Annotated in this window: 17 protein-coding genes and 16 tRNA genes; 10 read left to right on the plus strand and 23 right to left on the minus strand. The window is 58.7% G+C overall.

Features of this window, described 5'->3' with window-relative positions:
• Positions 1-106: 106 nt before the first annotated feature.
• The 8 genes from JQ600_RS20130 (at position 107) to JQ600_RS20165 (ending at position 5,395) form a co-directional block, all read left to right on the plus strand.
• Positions 107-373 (plus strand): hypothetical protein, encoded by a 267-nt coding sequence (locus JQ600_RS20130; protein WP_212490053.1) that lies wholly within the window; start codon positions 107-109, stop codon positions 371-373.
• 125 nt (positions 374-498) lie between these two features.
• Positions 499-822 (plus strand): hypothetical protein, encoded by a 324-nt coding sequence (locus tag JQ600_RS20135; protein WP_212490054.1) that lies wholly within the window; start codon positions 499-501, stop codon positions 820-822.
• Complete coding sequence (locus JQ600_RS20140; RefSeq protein ID WP_212490055.1) at positions 785-1,444, plus strand: hypothetical protein; 660 nt, start codon at positions 785-787, stop codon at positions 1,442-1,444. The genes JQ600_RS20135 and JQ600_RS20140 overlap by 38 nt, the downstream gene beginning before the upstream one ends.
• 507 nt (positions 1,445-1,951) lie before the next feature.
• Positions 1,952-3,049 (plus strand): phage major capsid protein, encoded by a 1,098-nt coding sequence (locus JQ600_RS20145; protein WP_212490056.1) that lies wholly within the window; start codon positions 1,952-1,954, stop codon positions 3,047-3,049.
• A gap of 3 nt (positions 3,050-3,052) precedes the next feature.
• On the plus strand, positions 3,053-3,379 hold the full coding sequence (locus JQ600_RS20150; RefSeq protein WP_212490057.1) for a hypothetical protein: 327 nt from the start codon (positions 3,053-3,055) through the stop codon (positions 3,377-3,379).
• Positions 3,379-3,630: a hypothetical protein gene (locus JQ600_RS20155; RefSeq protein WP_212490058.1), complete on the plus strand. Its 252-nt coding sequence runs from the start codon at positions 3,379-3,381 to the stop codon at positions 3,628-3,630. Before JQ600_RS20150 ends, JQ600_RS20155 begins: the two co-directional genes overlap by 1 nt.
• Positions 3,631-3,804: 174 nt before the next feature.
• Complete coding sequence (locus tag JQ600_RS20160; protein WP_212490059.1) at positions 3,805-4,638, plus strand: three-Cys-motif partner protein TcmP; 834 nt, start codon at positions 3,805-3,807, stop codon at positions 4,636-4,638.
• A gap of 7 nt (positions 4,639-4,645) precedes the next feature.
• The gene (locus JQ600_RS20165) at positions 4,646-5,395 is read left to right on the plus strand and encodes a DUF5131 family protein (RefSeq protein ID WP_212490060.1); all 750 of its coding nucleotides are present in this window, start codon (positions 4,646-4,648) and stop codon (positions 5,393-5,395) included.
• A 50-nt stretch (positions 5,396-5,445) separates the two neighbouring features.
• Here JQ600_RS20165 and JQ600_RS20170 read toward each other — a convergent pair whose 3' ends face one another.
• From JQ600_RS20170 to JQ600_RS20185, 4 genes are all read right to left on the minus strand, one after another.
• Positions 5,446-5,748, minus strand: a complete 303-nt coding sequence (locus JQ600_RS20170; protein WP_212490061.1) for a hypothetical protein — start codon at positions 5,746-5,748, stop codon at positions 5,446-5,448.
• Between the two features lie 219 nt (positions 5,749-5,967).
• Positions 5,968-6,228 carry a hypothetical protein gene (locus JQ600_RS20175; RefSeq protein WP_212490062.1) on the minus strand — a complete coding sequence of 87 codons (261 nt, stop codon included), beginning with the start codon at positions 6,226-6,228 and terminating at the stop codon, positions 5,968-5,970.
• Positions 6,229-6,823: 595 nt separating this feature from the next.
• Positions 6,824-7,237, minus strand: coding sequence for a hypothetical protein (locus tag JQ600_RS20180; protein ID WP_212490063.1), 414 nt, complete (start codon positions 7,235-7,237; stop codon positions 6,824-6,826).
• A gap of 32 nt (positions 7,238-7,269) precedes the next feature.
• A complete protein-coding gene (locus JQ600_RS20185; RefSeq protein WP_212490064.1) occupies positions 7,270-7,764 on the minus strand; it encodes a hypothetical protein in 495 nt (164 codons plus the stop codon).
• A 1,223-nt stretch (positions 7,765-8,987) separates the two neighbouring features.
• Here JQ600_RS20185 and JQ600_RS20190 point away from each other — a divergent pair.
• Positions 8,988-9,170, plus strand: coding sequence for a hypothetical protein (locus JQ600_RS20190; RefSeq protein WP_212490065.1), 183 nt, complete (start codon positions 8,988-8,990; stop codon positions 9,168-9,170).
• A 152-nt stretch (positions 9,171-9,322) separates the two neighbouring features.
• Here the strand turns inward: JQ600_RS20190 and JQ600_RS20195 are convergent, their stop codons facing one another.
• The 4 genes from JQ600_RS20195 to JQ600_RS20210 all read right to left on the minus strand — a co-directional run bounded on the left by JQ600_RS20195 (position 9,323) and on the right by JQ600_RS20210 (position 10,477).
• Positions 9,323-9,622 (minus strand): hypothetical protein, encoded by a 300-nt coding sequence (locus tag JQ600_RS20195; protein WP_212261696.1) that lies wholly within the window; start codon positions 9,620-9,622, stop codon positions 9,323-9,325.
• A 454-nt stretch (positions 9,623-10,076) separates the two neighbouring features.
• Positions 10,077-10,152: transfer RNA gene (locus JQ600_RS20200), tRNA-Trp, on the minus strand.
• 166 nt (positions 10,153-10,318) lie between these two features.
• Positions 10,319-10,396, minus strand: a tRNA-Gln gene (locus tag JQ600_RS20205).
• Between the two features lie 4 nt (positions 10,397-10,400).
• Positions 10,401-10,477, minus strand: a tRNA-Glu gene (locus JQ600_RS20210).
• Positions 10,478-10,484: 7 nt separating this feature from the next.
• Between JQ600_RS20210 and JQ600_RS20215 the strand changes: the two genes are divergently transcribed.
• On the plus strand, positions 10,485-10,796 hold the full coding sequence (locus tag JQ600_RS20215; RefSeq protein ID WP_212261698.1) for a hypothetical protein: 312 nt from the start codon (positions 10,485-10,487) through the stop codon (positions 10,794-10,796).
• Between the two features lie 6 nt (positions 10,797-10,802).
• Here JQ600_RS20215 and JQ600_RS20220 read toward each other — a convergent pair.
• The 15 genes from JQ600_RS20220 to JQ600_RS20290 all read right to left on the minus strand — a co-directional run bounded on the left by JQ600_RS20220 (position 10,803) and on the right by JQ600_RS20290 (position 13,067).
• Positions 10,803-10,881 (minus strand) — tRNA-Pro (locus JQ600_RS20220).
• Between the two features lie 7 nt (positions 10,882-10,888).
• Positions 10,889-10,967: transfer RNA gene (locus tag JQ600_RS20225), tRNA-Arg, on the minus strand.
• Positions 10,968-10,995: 28 nt separating this feature from the next.
• A tRNA-Asn gene (locus tag JQ600_RS20230) sits at positions 10,996-11,071 on the minus strand.
• A 191-nt stretch (positions 11,072-11,262) separates the two neighbouring features.
• Positions 11,263-11,336 (minus strand) — tRNA-Gly (locus JQ600_RS20235).
• A gap of 32 nt (positions 11,337-11,368) precedes the next feature.
• A tRNA-Tyr gene (locus tag JQ600_RS20240) sits at positions 11,369-11,453 on the minus strand.
• A gap of 73 nt (positions 11,454-11,526) precedes the next feature.
• Positions 11,527-11,602: transfer RNA gene (locus JQ600_RS20245), tRNA-Arg, on the minus strand.
• Positions 11,603-11,627: 25 nt separating this feature from the next.
• Positions 11,628-12,164 carry an HNH endonuclease gene (locus JQ600_RS20250; RefSeq protein ID WP_212261700.1) on the minus strand — a complete coding sequence of 179 codons (537 nt, stop codon included), beginning with the start codon at positions 12,162-12,164 and terminating at the stop codon, positions 11,628-11,630.
• 55 nt (positions 12,165-12,219) lie between these two features.
• A tRNA-Asp gene (locus JQ600_RS20255) sits at positions 12,220-12,295 on the minus strand.
• A gap of 25 nt (positions 12,296-12,320) precedes the next feature.
• Positions 12,321-12,403: transfer RNA gene (locus JQ600_RS20260), tRNA-Leu, on the minus strand.
• 48 nt (positions 12,404-12,451) lie between these two features.
• Positions 12,452-12,537, minus strand: a tRNA-Lys gene (locus JQ600_RS20265).
• A 43-nt stretch (positions 12,538-12,580) separates the two neighbouring features.
• Positions 12,581-12,724: a hypothetical protein gene (locus JQ600_RS20270; RefSeq protein ID WP_212261703.1), complete on the minus strand. Its 144-nt coding sequence runs from the start codon at positions 12,722-12,724 to the stop codon at positions 12,581-12,583.
• A 16-nt stretch (positions 12,725-12,740) separates the two neighbouring features.
• Positions 12,741-12,814: transfer RNA gene (locus JQ600_RS20275), tRNA-Ile, on the minus strand.
• A 6-nt stretch (positions 12,815-12,820) separates the two neighbouring features.
• Positions 12,821-12,895, minus strand: a tRNA-Val gene (locus tag JQ600_RS20280).
• An 8-nt stretch (positions 12,896-12,903) separates the two neighbouring features.
• A tRNA-Val gene (locus tag JQ600_RS20285) sits at positions 12,904-12,978 on the minus strand.
• A gap of 4 nt (positions 12,979-12,982) precedes the next feature.
• A tRNA-Leu gene (locus JQ600_RS20290) sits at positions 12,983-13,067 on the minus strand.
• Positions 13,068-13,082 lie beyond the last annotated feature (15 nt).

The raw sequence follows: 13,082 nt of genomic DNA on the forward strand, positions 1-13,082 counted from the left end.
GACCATGTGTGGATAAACCGACGACGGCTGCCGCACAGGACCGGACAAATCCGAAAACCCTGACATCATCGCGCTGGGGGGAATTCTCAAACAGCGAGCCAGATCAATGTCAGTTGTAACGCGTAACCTAATCCCATTGAAGGCTGCAATTCGCAAGCTTAGTTGCGGACGCACCAAGGCCTACGAGCTGATCAATGCAGGCAAGCTCATTGCCTACACGCAAGACGGTAAGACCATGGTCGATGCCGACTGCGTTGACGCCTATCAGGCTTCCCTGCCCCGGTTAATCCCTGGTGCCCGCAAGGTTGGCAAGAACAAGCCCGGCAACCCAAAAGCCGCCTCGCCTGCCGCTGATGCGGAGATCACGTCATGACATCTCCAACTTTCGTTGCCCAGTTCGCCGATGGCGTCACGACCCGCATGACTTGCCATTGCACGTCGGATCATCTCGATCTCGCGCGCGGTGTGAAGCTCTCACGGGCAGCCTACGAGTCGCGCATGGGAGAGACGTCGCCGCCAATCGTCAAGGCTTGCTTCGTCCATCCCTTCAGCGATGAGGCGATCAAGGTTTACGACCGCTCGGAACTCGAAGCTGCAAGCTCGGATTGCTGCCAGCGCCTCGCGCCTGCCGCGCCTGCACCGGACGTTACCAGACTTCGGCTGTCGAAGGCGCTCGCGTGCGTCGATAAGGCGAGGCTCCTGCGTATGGCCGAGAACATCGAAGAGGATCGCTTCGATGACGAGGACGCTGTCGTGGCCGAGTTAGATGCGGCCGAAGATATCCTTGCGGACCTTGATGCATTTTCGGGCGCATCAACGTGATTTGCCCGCGCGCCACTTCCTGATCACGCTGACAAACGAAGCCCCGTCGCAGCGATCACTCTGCAACGGGGCGGAATTTTTCGATTCCCGCCAACCCCGACCAAGAGCAGGCGTTAAGATGCGTCATAGTCCCGCTCGCGCCAAGGCGCAAGCAGCATCCGAATCCGAGGCGATCACAATTAAGCCGACGCCAAAAGCGCGGCGCAAATCGTCGACAACCAAGCCTAGATCGACAGCGCTTGGGCCGATGTCCGAAGCGGCGCGTGCCGCGATGTACGATTGGCTCGTGTTGCAGGTTGGCAAGACACCTGATCGTCCGCCCGGCTATCACCGTATCGCGCAGGCGATGTCGCTGCATTTTGCTGACGACGACGGCAGCGCGTTCCCATCATTGGCGACGCTTGGGGCAAGCTGCGGCATGTCGAAAGGGACGGCGGTGGCGATGGCAGAATTGCTTGAAGCTGACGGCCACGTCATCGTCGTCGAGCGCGGTACGGCCGGGCGCGGGCATTCAACGAGGTATCGGAAGTTGATGAAACCGTTGCCCGATGATGTCGCGGCGGCGCGCAGGAAGGCCCGCTTCGCCGCACACCGGAAGCGGAGAAAAGTGGTGTTTAGCTGACGCGCTAAAAGGGTCTGTGGCTGACCTTTTAGCTATCGACGACAGTGCGCTAAAAGGGTCTGTGGCTGACCTGAACCTTTCCTTACGGAAAGAAGGAAGTAAGAGCTAGAGGATAGAGTCCCACCTATAATTACTAGCGAGAGCGCCGAACACGCTCTCTCGATAGAGTTATTACAGGTGATTTAAGCTGGACTCGATGGTGAGAGTCTTTCCGGTACCGCGCGCGCGAGACTTCCGCGCCACCGAGGCCAGCTCTCGGCGCCATCGGGCACAGAAACCGCAATTGCGGTATCCTGCAGTGACAAGCGCGCGAGACGGCTGTCGCCGCTCGCTTGTCGCGTGGAAAGATTTAACCATCCAGACGCGCCAGCCCTTCCAGCTCTCCGCAGCGGCATTGCCGAATCGAAACCTGCGGCAAAGCAATTCTCACCAGAATGCGCGTCTAACGCCGCGACGGCTCGGTATCTGTCACGGTGGCGCATGCTGCACCATCGAGAACAATCCAAAATGGGAAATCCGATCGAAAGCGCCGGGCGTATTCAGCGCGACGGCATGGCGCTGCAATTTGCGAGCTATGCCGCCGTGCTTGCATTGGCGCGCGGTGACGTGATGCAGGCGGCGGCCACCTTCGAGAAGCGCCATCCGAATTCGCGCGCGCTGGAAATGGTTCGCAAGTCTGCCGTCCTGCCGGGCACCACCACCGACTCGGCTTGGGGCGCGCCGCTCTCGCCCCTGGCATCGCTTGGCGAGGCATTTGTCGACTACTTGCGACCGTTGACCGTGATCGGTCGGATGACCGGATTCCGCGCCATGCCGTTCAACGTTCGCGCGCCGCGCGCCACATCCGGCAGTGCGGTGGGCTGGATCGGTCAAGGCCGGCCGATGATCGTATCCGACATGAACTTTGAGGCGATGACGTTCAAGACTTCCAAAGTCGGCGGCATCGTTGTGCTGACGAAAGAACTAGCACTCGCTGGCGACCCCGACTCGGCGCAACTGATCCGCCAAGACCTTGCGGCGGCCGTCGCACAGTTTAGCGATCACAATTTCCTCAACCCTGCGCTTGCTGAGGTTGACGACGTGTCACCGGCTTCGATCACTTACGGCTCGCCATCCGTCGTGTCGACGGGCACCACTGCCGCCGCGTTTCGCGATGATTTCCGCGCGCTCTGCAATCTGGTCACGTCGAACATGATCGCGCCGTATCTAGTGATGAAGCCGACAACGGCCATCGCCTTGGCGAGCCTGGGCGACTCGTCCAATCTGCTGAAGAACATTTCCGCTAAAGGCGGCGACGTCGCGGGCATCCCTGTCATTGTGTCGGCGAACACTCCGAGCGACGCAGACTCGCCGGGCGATGATCTAATTATTCTGATCGATGCCGCCGAAGTTTTCATGAACGAAGGCGGGATCGAACTCGATGCGTCCGAAAACACCATCGTTGAAATGTCGTCAGTGCCGGACTCTCCCCCGACAGCCTCGACGGTGTTGCGGTCACTCTGGCAATCGAACTTGGTTGCGCTTTTGGTGAAGCGCTACATTCGTTGGCAGCCCCGGCGTTCCGGTGCCGTCGCCTATCTGACGGGCGTCAACTACGGCGGTTAGCAAATGGAAAAAGTCGCGAAGCCCGAACTTAGCGCGGCGCAGCTCGCGAGGCCGCTGCGGGTCGCAGACCTAGCAGAGCTGATGGCAACCATCGCACCGACCATCGGCGAATTCGTCGAGCGAGCGACAGCGCCGCTCCGGGCGCGCATCCTGGAATTGGAGAAAGGCGGCATTCGCTACGAAGGCACGTGGCAGGCAGCGCGCGAATATCGGCGCGGCATGATGGCGACTTACAGCGGCGGCCTTTTCCACTGCAACGCTGACTCAACACGCGACAAGCCCGGCACCTCAACGGCATGGACTTTGGCGGTCAAATCGGGAGGGCGCTGATGAGAACTGCCAGCGAAGCAAAGCGCAGGATCATCGAACATCTGGCCGCGCTCAACATGACGCTTGCCGATGTCACCGACTGGCAGCTGCACATCGAGTCTGACGACGGCGGCGGCAACACGGTGTCCGTTTACTATTCGTGGCACGGCGACGGGTCACTTTGTTCGTTTGATTGGCCGTGGGGTGCCGCAAGCTTCGATTCCGCCGGCTATGAACGCTTCTTCTCGGGCAAGCGGTTGGTGCGGCAATGACCGTGCAAGCACGAGGAATCGCTTGTAATGCGCCCGGTCCGGGGACCACGGCCACGGCTGCCAGCCCTCCCGGATCGTGCGACCGGCACCTACTCCCCGACTCTCCTCCACCACCGTAAGGCGTTAACCCGTAAGTTGTAGCGATATGGTTTAATGCCCTTTTGGGAATCAGCTATGGCCAAAAAACCAACCGATTTGGACCCTAGTGATGGGTTGATAGTTGACGAAGTTGGCGCGTGGGCCGCCGAAAAGCACGACCGGCTGAGAAAGTACATCGACGCATACAGAAGCGTCCGTGCACTGTACCTCCCGCCAAAAGGTACCGGTGGCGCTGGCTATATTGAGCTGTTCTCTGGCCCGGGCCGGTCGCGACTCAAGGGAAGCAACGAATTCATCGACGGCAGCCCCATCGTTGCGTACAAGGCGGCGCAGCAAAGCCGTACTCGTTTCTCCGACCTTCACTTTAATGATCTCGACCCTGACAAATCGTCGGCGCTGGAAAAGCGAATTGCCGCGCTAGGCGGTGCTGGCCATTTTTATAGTCAGGCTGCGGACGCAGTCGTGGATAAGATTGTGGATGCGCTCAACCCGACGGGATTGCACTTTGCATTCCTCGATCCTTACAAACTCGAAGTGTTGCCATTCTCGATTATTCGCAAGCTCGCCGCGATCCCGAAAATGGATATGCTGATTCATGTTAGTGTGTTCGATCTTCAACGCAATTTGCGTCGTTATGTGGCGGAGGGAGACGTTCTCGACTCATTCATGCCGAATTGGCGTGGTTCTGTTGACGTGAATCGCACGGACCACGGTTTGCGCACCGATCTTCTCGATTATTGGTTGGGAGAAATCAGGAAGTTGGGAACGAGTCCAGCAGAAGGCATTGAACTTGTTTCCGGGCCGGGAGGTCAGCGACTCTACTGGCTGGTGTTCGTAAGCGCGCATCCACTTGGCCGGAAGCTATGGGAAGACATCCGTAATATAAACGTCCAAACTCGACTGCTTTGAGGCAACAATGGCTGACACTTCAATCGAATGGACCGACGCGACTTGGAATCCAGTTGCTGGCTGCACTGTGGTCTCTCCGGGCTGCACGAATTGTTATGCCATGCGGATGGCAGCACGGCTCGATGCGATGGGGATGAAGAAATATCGCGGACTGACACGCAAGAGCGGCAAGCGGGCGGTCTGGACTGGTAAGGTTAGGCTCGATCAGAAGGCGCTCGATATACCGGCGAGCTGGAAAAAGCCGCGCCGGATTTTTGTGAATTCGATGTCAGACCTGTTTCACGAAGGCGTGCCCTCAGAATTCGTCGCCGCCGTGTGGGCATCGATGCAGGAAACGCCACAGCACACATATCAAATCCTGACGAAACGACCGGATCGGATGGCAGAGATCACCGCATCGCTGCCGGTGCTGAAAAATGTCTGGCTTGGAACAAGTGTCGAGAGTGCCGACTACCTCACGCGCATCGATGATCTGCGCAAGGTTAGGGCCGCCGTCAGATTTATTTCGTTCGAACCCCTGCTAGGGTCAGTGGCCAAAGCCGACCTGACGGGAATCCATTGGGCGATTGTCGGAGGCGAGAGTGGTCCGCGTTCACGACCAATGGCGGAAGAATGGGTCGGCGAGATCGAGGCCGCATGCCGCAAGGCAAGAGCAGCGTTTTTCTTCAAGCAGTGGGGCGGCGTTCGCAAGAAGAGCACAGGCAGGCACTATCGCGGGCGCACGTTCGACGAGATGCCGCGAACCGTCGCGATATAGACGGCGGAGGGTCGTCCCCAGACTCGGCCGCTTTGCCGATTACATGTCCGTCATTCGTCCCTCTTCAGTTTTCGTCGTCCCCAGTGATGCTCTTTGGCATCGGGGTTGAACTGCCGCACCTCATGACGGTGTATCGCCTTCAGCGTGGCCATGCGGGCCAAGAACATCCAGGCAGTGCCGCGTTCCGCCGCATACGTCAGCATCTCCGCTGCCGTCGTGACCGCTGGCATATCGCGCTCTGACTTGGGGACGGTCTTGGCGAGGTAGGCGACTGCCTCACGCAGCGTGCGAAGCTGGTTGCCGTCTGGCGTCTCGATGGGTTCATCGAACTTGCGTTGCCAACCGTCAGGCACTGGGTGAACTTTCCCGATATGTATGTGAGCTGACGCACAGTGCTCGGTGGCGATAGGTCAGACAACGCGGTTTCCCGTGGATGGAGAGTTCAGCCATGACCGAATCTGCCAAGCGACGCATAACAGTTGATGTGATAATCCTAGCGGTGGGCGCGGCAATCTTGATCGTCTCTGCCTTTGTGGGCGTACTATAGCCGAAGGGTGCGGCTTTTCGCGTTCTCAGGCGAAAAGTTCCGCCCCGGCCGGTGTGAACTTCACGAAGGTGCCGCTCTCGTGCAGCAACAGCCAGCCGCGCGAGATCGCTAGATCAAGCCCGGCTTTGTATTCGGCCGGGGTGGCGCGCTCCAAGTACAGCATCGGCGCGTTTATCTTCTCGATGTAAATCTTTCCGTCTACCGACTCGGTCGCGTTGGCGATCTCCAGCAGCTTGCGCGCGGCCTTTTCAGGATCGGCATACGGGCGGTCGGTGCTGAGCTTCATGTGCGCTGCGAATCCATATGTGCATCGTGAACGTGACGGTCGGTTACCGCTATCCCGATCGTGGCGCCACAGAAACAGCGTGCCTGTCCACTGGTCGATTGCGTGGGTAACGGCAGGCCAGCGGCATGCATAGCGTATTTCCAAGCCGTCCAGGCACGCTCGCGCCGGTACTCGATGAAGTCGGCTTGGGTGCACCGTGGCAAGTAATCTTTCCACGCGGCTTCGAAGCCAGCCCGCGCCTGTTCGAAGGTTGCAGCGTAGCCCGAGCGAGACCGTCCCCGATGTGACAGCGGATAGAAGCCGCAATCCCAGCGCCATTGCCTCGCGTGCGTCGGCAAGCCCGATTGGATTGCAATCGTGCCAACCTGAACGTCATCGTAATAGACGTGCCAAGTGTCGGAGCGTTCGGGGTGAGCGCGGCGGGTGAGTGCGGGCATGGCATATTGAAGCGCGGCCCGTGTCATGCGGCAAATTATCAATCCCTTGGGGATCGGGAGGGCGCGAAGCTACAGCCTGTCGGGGTGTGGAAAGCGCTGTTCAAATGAAAGAGGTCGCCAACTGAGGCGGCCTTACTTTTTCTAAGCGAGCGGGAAGGTCAGAACATCCGACCGGGCAGTTGCTTGCAAACCCCGTGATGCACCAGCTCGCCCTTCCCAATGACAACGAAGTTTTCGATCTTGCCCGTGTAGCGGTTGATCGTAATGCGCTCGCGGTGCCGCAAGGCTCCAATCTGGTACTCGGTCTCTGCTTCTATCTGCTCGTCGGTGACGACTGCTGCAAATTCAGCCCCTAAACCTTCCTTCTTAAGACGGCCAGAGCGACCTTGGAGTATTTCCACGGTGATCAGCTTTGATCCCGACGTTGGGCTTGTTCTCATAGTTGCGACATCCAAGGTGGATGACCAATCACACTGAAGGCGCAAGCCATGACCGTTTTGACCGACAGCGTGGCCGGACAGGCTGATCATCAGATTCGCGCTCAAGGCGATAACTGTTGCTGCTCGTTTCATCGCTCCCGCCCGTTTTAGTGACGCGTGCCCGCTCAGCGCAGCGGCCCTCCGAGATAGAGGGATAGTGGTGCATCCTGCACAATTGAACAGGCATCTTCTCGGTTGATTTTGGTTCTCACCATCGTCACAGCCTTAGCCACACGGTCGAATGTCAGCGTCTGGCGAATGCACACGTCAGGCAACGATTCGGCAACCACGCTCTGTTCATCAACCTTCGTGATGCGGAATGACTTGCTGTACAAAGAAAGCGACGGCCCGCCGCCCAGCGACATCACGTCGGCTTGCTGTAGATCACAGTTTTTTTGAGACGCATCGCAGAGGATGTGAACGGCATTGACCTTGTTGGCTAAGTCGCTACCTCGCCAACTACCCCTCACGCTAAGATAGGGATACTGCCGGTCCGCCAGTTTATCGTTGAAGGTGAAGTTTGTGCTGGCGCGAACGTCTTGCTCAGTAAGGCCGCGCACAAACCATCCTGCGCTCCCACCGACCACGATCCCCAAGAGCAACCACAGTGAAGGCTTCATATTGCTGTCCCCCATCACAGCGTAGACTCTGTTCGCTGGCGGCGGGCGTGCTGTTCATCGGTATCCACAGGGCCGGACTCGGGCATGGCCCATTGACGCGCCACCACCAGCGGCTAGGCACATTGTCCATCGGTTGGGGCTGCCAGCCGTAGCGAGCCACATGCAGTCGCGGCTGAGGATAAGTCGGGGGTACGACAAGCGCCCGCGCCGGGCCAAAGGTCGCCCCTCGCGGGGCGCTTGGGGTGGGTACTGGCTTACTTTTTCCCGCCCTTCGTCCGCTTCGTCCTAGCTGCACGCAGGCCGCCTGCGGCCCGATTCAGATGCTTCACGAGGTATCGAACCGCTTCGATGTCGCGCTTCTTGCTTACCGTCACCTCGAACGTGTGGGACTTTTTCGCCAATTTTTGCCCTCCCGACCGCAAGTCGGCCGCTCGCAGAATATGCGCCCCTCCTAGCCCGCTTTCCAGCCCCGCAGGCCACCGCCCCGGCGCAGGGGATATGGCCGAGTGCAGCACCGAGGCGCTGGCGCGGTCCTCCCCTCGTCTCGGTTTGGGCTTCCGCCAAAATCCAGGCGTGCCCGAATCAAAAACGTCCTACAAAACGTCCTATATATCTTTGATTCTCAAACCCTAACCGATTGAAATAATTTGAAAATCTACTGTCCGAAAATTGGTTTGGCCCCGCTAGGGAGCGCCAGTCGCTTTCGTGTCATTTTGATCTTCCTCACGATTTGACCTCTTTTCTCAAACGCTCAGATTCGGTTTGGCTAAGTCTGTTCTCCCTATGGTCGTCCAGCTGCTCGATCGCACATCGCTCGCTGCGCCTCTGCGCGTGTACTGAACGCCGTCGGCGTCGGTCTGCGCCCACGTCATCATGTGGACGTCGACCCTTGCCGTGCCGACGTTGAGCATCAACTCGTAAGCAGTCCGCTGCTTTGTTCCGAGAGGCGAGCGAGCCTCGAAGGCCGCCATTTCGGTCGGGCGCCAGCGCCGAACCGGTTTTGAGTTTGGCCGCTTCGTTAGACGTGGATCATCCAACTTCGTGGACACCGGGTTCCGTCTTGAGGGAGCGGATCGGCGCCAATTAACGCTGCGACTAGTTCAACCGAATTCGCGCGACCTTTTGGCCTGTTCCGTAGGGAACAGCGCCACGAGAATTTATCCGTCAATGTCGCAATCAGCCGAGGCAATGGTGCCATCGGGAAAAGGGACCAGGAGAGCGACATGAAATCGGATTATCAGATTGAGGCAACCGAAATGATGGACGAGCAGCTTGAGGCTGTAAGCGGCGGCGGTGTCATTACAGGCTTCGGGGTGCGGACAGATCAGCGGATCGCGTTGCAGCAACAGCTTACCGCGGCGTATGCCCGCAACAATCCAACCGACTACTACGGCTATTTTGGCTGACAGTTTGAGTTTTAAGACGCTCGAGAGGCCGCCCCGCTGGCGGCCTCTTTCGATGATCTGAACGCTCAGTCCTTGAGGCAAGAGACCGAGGAGGATGGGACTAAGCATTTCCAGCGATTTGCCAGGCCCCTCGGGGCGGCTTACGCGCGCCTTTAGAGCGTTCGCCAAATCTCATCATGGAGCGTGTTGGGCACAAAGAGGCCCGCCGCCTTCTTGATCAGCTCCAGGTATTTTTGATCACCAAGAAGCTTCAGCCCCATAGCCTCGTACTGGGCCAAGTTCTCGTAGTTGGCAATCCAAGCCATGCGAGCAGCATTACCTCCAACTGGAACAGCTATTTTCAGATCGATGCCCGTAGTTGTTTTTACTTGGGTACTGATCTCGTTTGCGAATGCCATTGCTGCCGACAACATTCCAGGCGCGACGCTAACACTCCTCTGAACCAAAATCATCGAAACCTCCCTTAGGATTTATCTTGGAAAGGGTGAAAAGCACGAATGCATTGCAGCGCAATGCTGATCCCAGAAACTCCGCAAACCTTGACCCAGATCAAGCAAGCCGGCCCATTGCCGCTTTCCGAAATTCGCTCGCCTCCAGACGTATTTGAGCTACGAAATGCGTACAACTACCAAGTTTTCCCGACTCTACTTTTCTGCAATCTGACCGACTGTTAGCCTTTGATCGGCGCTCCCGCTGAGCGCCGGGTTTGATAGATTACGCCTGCATCAAACCCGAAACCCCGTCCGAGGAAGCGACTGCCACGGACGGAATTTCCCCGCGCGGCCGCGCTCGCTTCAAGATGAGTGAACTCGGAGCCACTCGATTGCGATCGCTGGTGGGCGCCCACCGCGCGCAAACGAATTCATTCCTGGGCGCGGCAATCATTTCTCAATGCCACGGAAAAAATGGCGGGAGAACCAAGCCTCGAACCTGGAACCTCTGGTTTTGGAGACCAGCGCTCGTCCACTTGAGCTTCACTCCCCAGCTTGGTCCCGACCCACGGTGCTGCCCCGTGTTTTCCTGCGCCACAAGCAAGCGTCCTAGCTGATAGACGAGGTCGGAAGGGCAATGGTCGCTCGTAACGGTTTCGAACCGTCCTGTTCGCCGTTATGAGCAGCAAGCCCTCCCGAGAGGCCGAGCGATGGATTTGGTGAGCGCGGCTGGATTCGAACCAGCGGTCACCGGAATCAAAATCCGGCGCCTTAGACCAACTTGGCGACGCGCCCGCAATGGCGCTCCCTACCGGATTCAAACCGGTGACCTTCACCGTGAATGGGTGTTATCCTGGACCGCCAGACGAAGGGAGCGGCTACGGTGATAAAGAAAGCGAAGAAGACCAAAAGGGCGATCGCGAAAAAGTGGAAACCGAAATCGGTAAAGAAACGGCCGCTAACGCAACGGGAAAAGTCGGTCGCTGCACGGCTTGATGAGCTTGGTGTCAGCCATGAAGCCGCCGCGCAAATGCTTCAGATAACCTCGGAGATCGACCGGCTATTTGGAGCCGGACCCAAGCTGCAACTGAACCGAAGGCTCACCGCAGCGCGAATCGCATTCGAAGATGGGATTCTCAACTCCAATGGTATCAAGGACAGCGTCGCGGCAGCCAGGAAGGCGGCTGATCTGTGATTGGCGTGGTCAGTCTGACTGGATTCGAACCAGCGATCCCCTGCTTCCAAGGCAGGTAGGGACGGCCAGGCTCCCCTACAGACTGTCAACTTTGGCCGACCTGAAGGGACTTGAACCCCCGCCCTCCGCGTTCGTAGCGCGGCGCTCTGAATCCAACTGAGCTACAGGTCAACGATGGTAATCGGCCGACAAACGGCATTGGCTCCCGCCCACGGTTTCGAACCGCGCTACCCCGGTTAACAGCCGGGTGCCCTCACCGAGATGGCTCGGCGGGAATGAGGTGGTGGAGAGTGCCGGTACCGCCCCGGCCGCTTCGATCTTGCAAGGATCAAATGCACCCTTGTGCACTCCCCGTGATGGTGTCCAGAGTCAGTGCCGCCCTGACCTCCTCGGCGTTTCAAACCGATGCTTTCACTGGATTAGCTTCCTGGACGGCGAACTGCGTAACGCGCGCAGTTTCGCAAGATGGCGCGGACCAGCGGAATCGAACCGCTATCAATGCGCGGGCAGCGCATGGCACTCCCAATATACCAGGTCCGCGGGTTTAGACGGCTGTTGGCGAATCCAGGGGATGGTGGGTAACCGCGGAATTGAACCGCGCGTGCGCAAAGGCGCAGGCTTTACAGGCCCGCTCAGTCACCAGACTTGGCGTTACCCCAAATGTCCCGAAGGCCTGCCGTAGAACCGAAGCTGTGCGCTGGCAGGAGCCGCACGTTCTGGACATCAATCCTGGCCACCACGATAGGACTCGAACCTACATCCTCAACCTTCGGATGGTCGCGCTCATCCAGTTGAGCTACGTGGTGATTACCGCCGGCCGTGGCCGGCGGCTTATTTCTCGAGTTCGACATCCCAGTACAGGAAGTCGCGCCAGGTCTCGTGCAGGAAGTTCGGCGGGAAGTGCCGCTGCGCAGCCATAAGCTGATGCACCGTGGGCTCGAACGGCTTCCGGCGGGGTTTCTGCAGTCGCGTGTCTTTCCGCATATTGCAGGGGCTGCATGCCGTGGCGATGTTCTCCCATGATGTCACGCCGCCGCCGGCGCGCGGCAGGACATGGTCGAAGGTGAGATCGCTCGGGCGGTGCTGGACGGCGCAGTACTGGCAAACGAAGTGATCCCGGAGGAACACGTTGAACCGGGTGAAGGCAACCCTGGTCGGCGGCCGCACATAACAGCGCAGCGCGATCACCGACGGCAATTTCATCTGGATCGACGGGCTCCGGGCGACCTCGTCGTATTCAGCGACGACGACGTGAGATCCCTTGACGACCGCCTTGATGGCGTCCTCCCAGCCGAACAGGCTGAGCGGGAAGTAACTCAGCGGCTGGAAATCCGCGTTGAGCACCAGCGCGGAGCAATACTGGAACATGAAAACCTCCTCGCGTTGATGCTGATCACGGAATTCTTTCAAGGTGAATTCGCAGTGGCGCCCCTGACGAGAATCGAACTCGCCAAAACTCGATCGACAGTCGAGCCCCGTCGCCAGCTGGGTCCAGGAGCGGTTTGAGAGAGAAATTCTGCAAAATGGTGCGGCCGCCGAGACTCGAACTCGGATGCACAAGGCGCACGCCCCTCAAGCGCGGGTGTCTACCGTTCCACCACAGCCGCAGCGTTGATTTCTTGTGTTCCTGACCCGGTCGGGAATCTCTTTCGAAGTGGAGGACCAGGTCGGACTCGAACCGACGGTGACTTGCGTCGACGGATTAAGAATCCGCTCCCTTGGCCGCTGGGGGCACTGGTCCTTGATTGGAGAATCCGGGTGGTTTCGAACCACTTGCGCACGGCTTAAAAGGCCGCCCCATCTCCAGTCAGGTTTAACGCTCCGGATCCATCGTCTCGATGGTTTGCGGCGACCAGCCGCGCCGGTTTCGCGAGGTGTGCCTTGAAGGCATCGTTGCGTTCCGTCACAGGCGAAAAAACGATGATCATGTTGGCTTCCTTTGATTGGTGCTCCCGTCAGGAATCGAACCTGCATCAACCGCTTATCGAGCGGTCGCACTGCCATTGTGCTACAAGAGCGTGAATTGGTGCGCCTTCACGGAACCGAACCGCGGACAACCGCCATGTCACGGCGGTACTCTGCCACTGAGCTAAGTGCGCATGATTGGTGGTGCCCCCGGCTCCGATCGAACGAGCGTATGTCGGTGCGTAAGACCGATGCCTTACCGCTTGGCTACGGGAGCGTGATGGTGCGAGCGGAGGGAATTGAACCCCCACGGGCAAGCCCGTCGCAGTCTGAGTGCCGTGCGTCTACCAGTTTCGCCACGCTCGCGTTACGTATTGAAGA

Source organism: Bradyrhizobium sp. AUGA SZCCT0176 (genome assembly GCF_018130145.1).
GTDB lineage: Bacteria > Pseudomonadota > Alphaproteobacteria > Rhizobiales > Xanthobacteraceae > Bradyrhizobium.

Coding starts and splice junctions, on each gene's coding strand:
- JQ600_RS20130 (WP_212490053.1), top strand. CDS start 107: ATGTCAGTTGTAACGCGTAACCTAATCCCATTGAAGGCTGCAATTCGC.
- JQ600_RS20135 (WP_212490054.1), top strand. CDS start 499: ATGGGAGAGACGTCGCCGCCAATCGTCAAGGCTTGCTTCGTCCATCCC.
- JQ600_RS20145 (WP_212490056.1), top strand. CDS start 1,952: ATGGGAAATCCGATCGAAAGCGCCGGGCGTATTCAGCGCGACGGCATG.
- JQ600_RS20150 (WP_212490057.1), top strand. CDS start 3,053: ATGGAAAAAGTCGCGAAGCCCGAACTTAGCGCGGCGCAGCTCGCGAGG.
- JQ600_RS20155 (WP_212490058.1), top strand. CDS start 3,379: ATGAGAACTGCCAGCGAAGCAAAGCGCAGGATCATCGAACATCTGGCC.
- JQ600_RS20160 (WP_212490059.1), top strand. CDS start 3,805: ATGGCCAAAAAACCAACCGATTTGGACCCTAGTGATGGGTTGATAGTT.
- JQ600_RS20165 (WP_212490060.1), top strand. CDS start 4,646: ATGGCTGACACTTCAATCGAATGGACCGACGCGACTTGGAATCCAGTT.
- JQ600_RS20175 (WP_212490062.1), bottom strand. CDS start 6,228: ATGAAGCTCAGCACCGACCGCCCGTATGCCGATCCTGAAAAGGCCGCG.
- JQ600_RS20180 (WP_212490063.1), bottom strand. CDS start 7,237: ATGAAACGAGCAGCAACAGTTATCGCCTTGAGCGCGAATCTGATGATC.
- JQ600_RS20185 (WP_212490064.1), bottom strand. CDS start 7,764: ATGAAGCCTTCACTGTGGTTGCTCTTGGGGATCGTGGTCGGTGGGAGC.
- JQ600_RS20190 (WP_212490065.1), top strand. CDS start 8,988: ATGAAATCGGATTATCAGATTGAGGCAACCGAAATGATGGACGAGCAG.
- JQ600_RS20195 (WP_212261696.1), bottom strand. CDS start 9,622: ATGATTTTGGTTCAGAGGAGTGTTAGCGTCGCGCCTGGAATGTTGTCG.
- JQ600_RS20250 (WP_212261700.1), bottom strand. CDS start 12,164: ATGTTCCAGTATTGCTCCGCGCTGGTGCTCAACGCGGATTTCCAGCCG.
- JQ600_RS20270 (WP_212261703.1), bottom strand. CDS start 12,724: ATGATCATCGTTTTTTCGCCTGTGACGGAACGCAACGATGCCTTCAAG.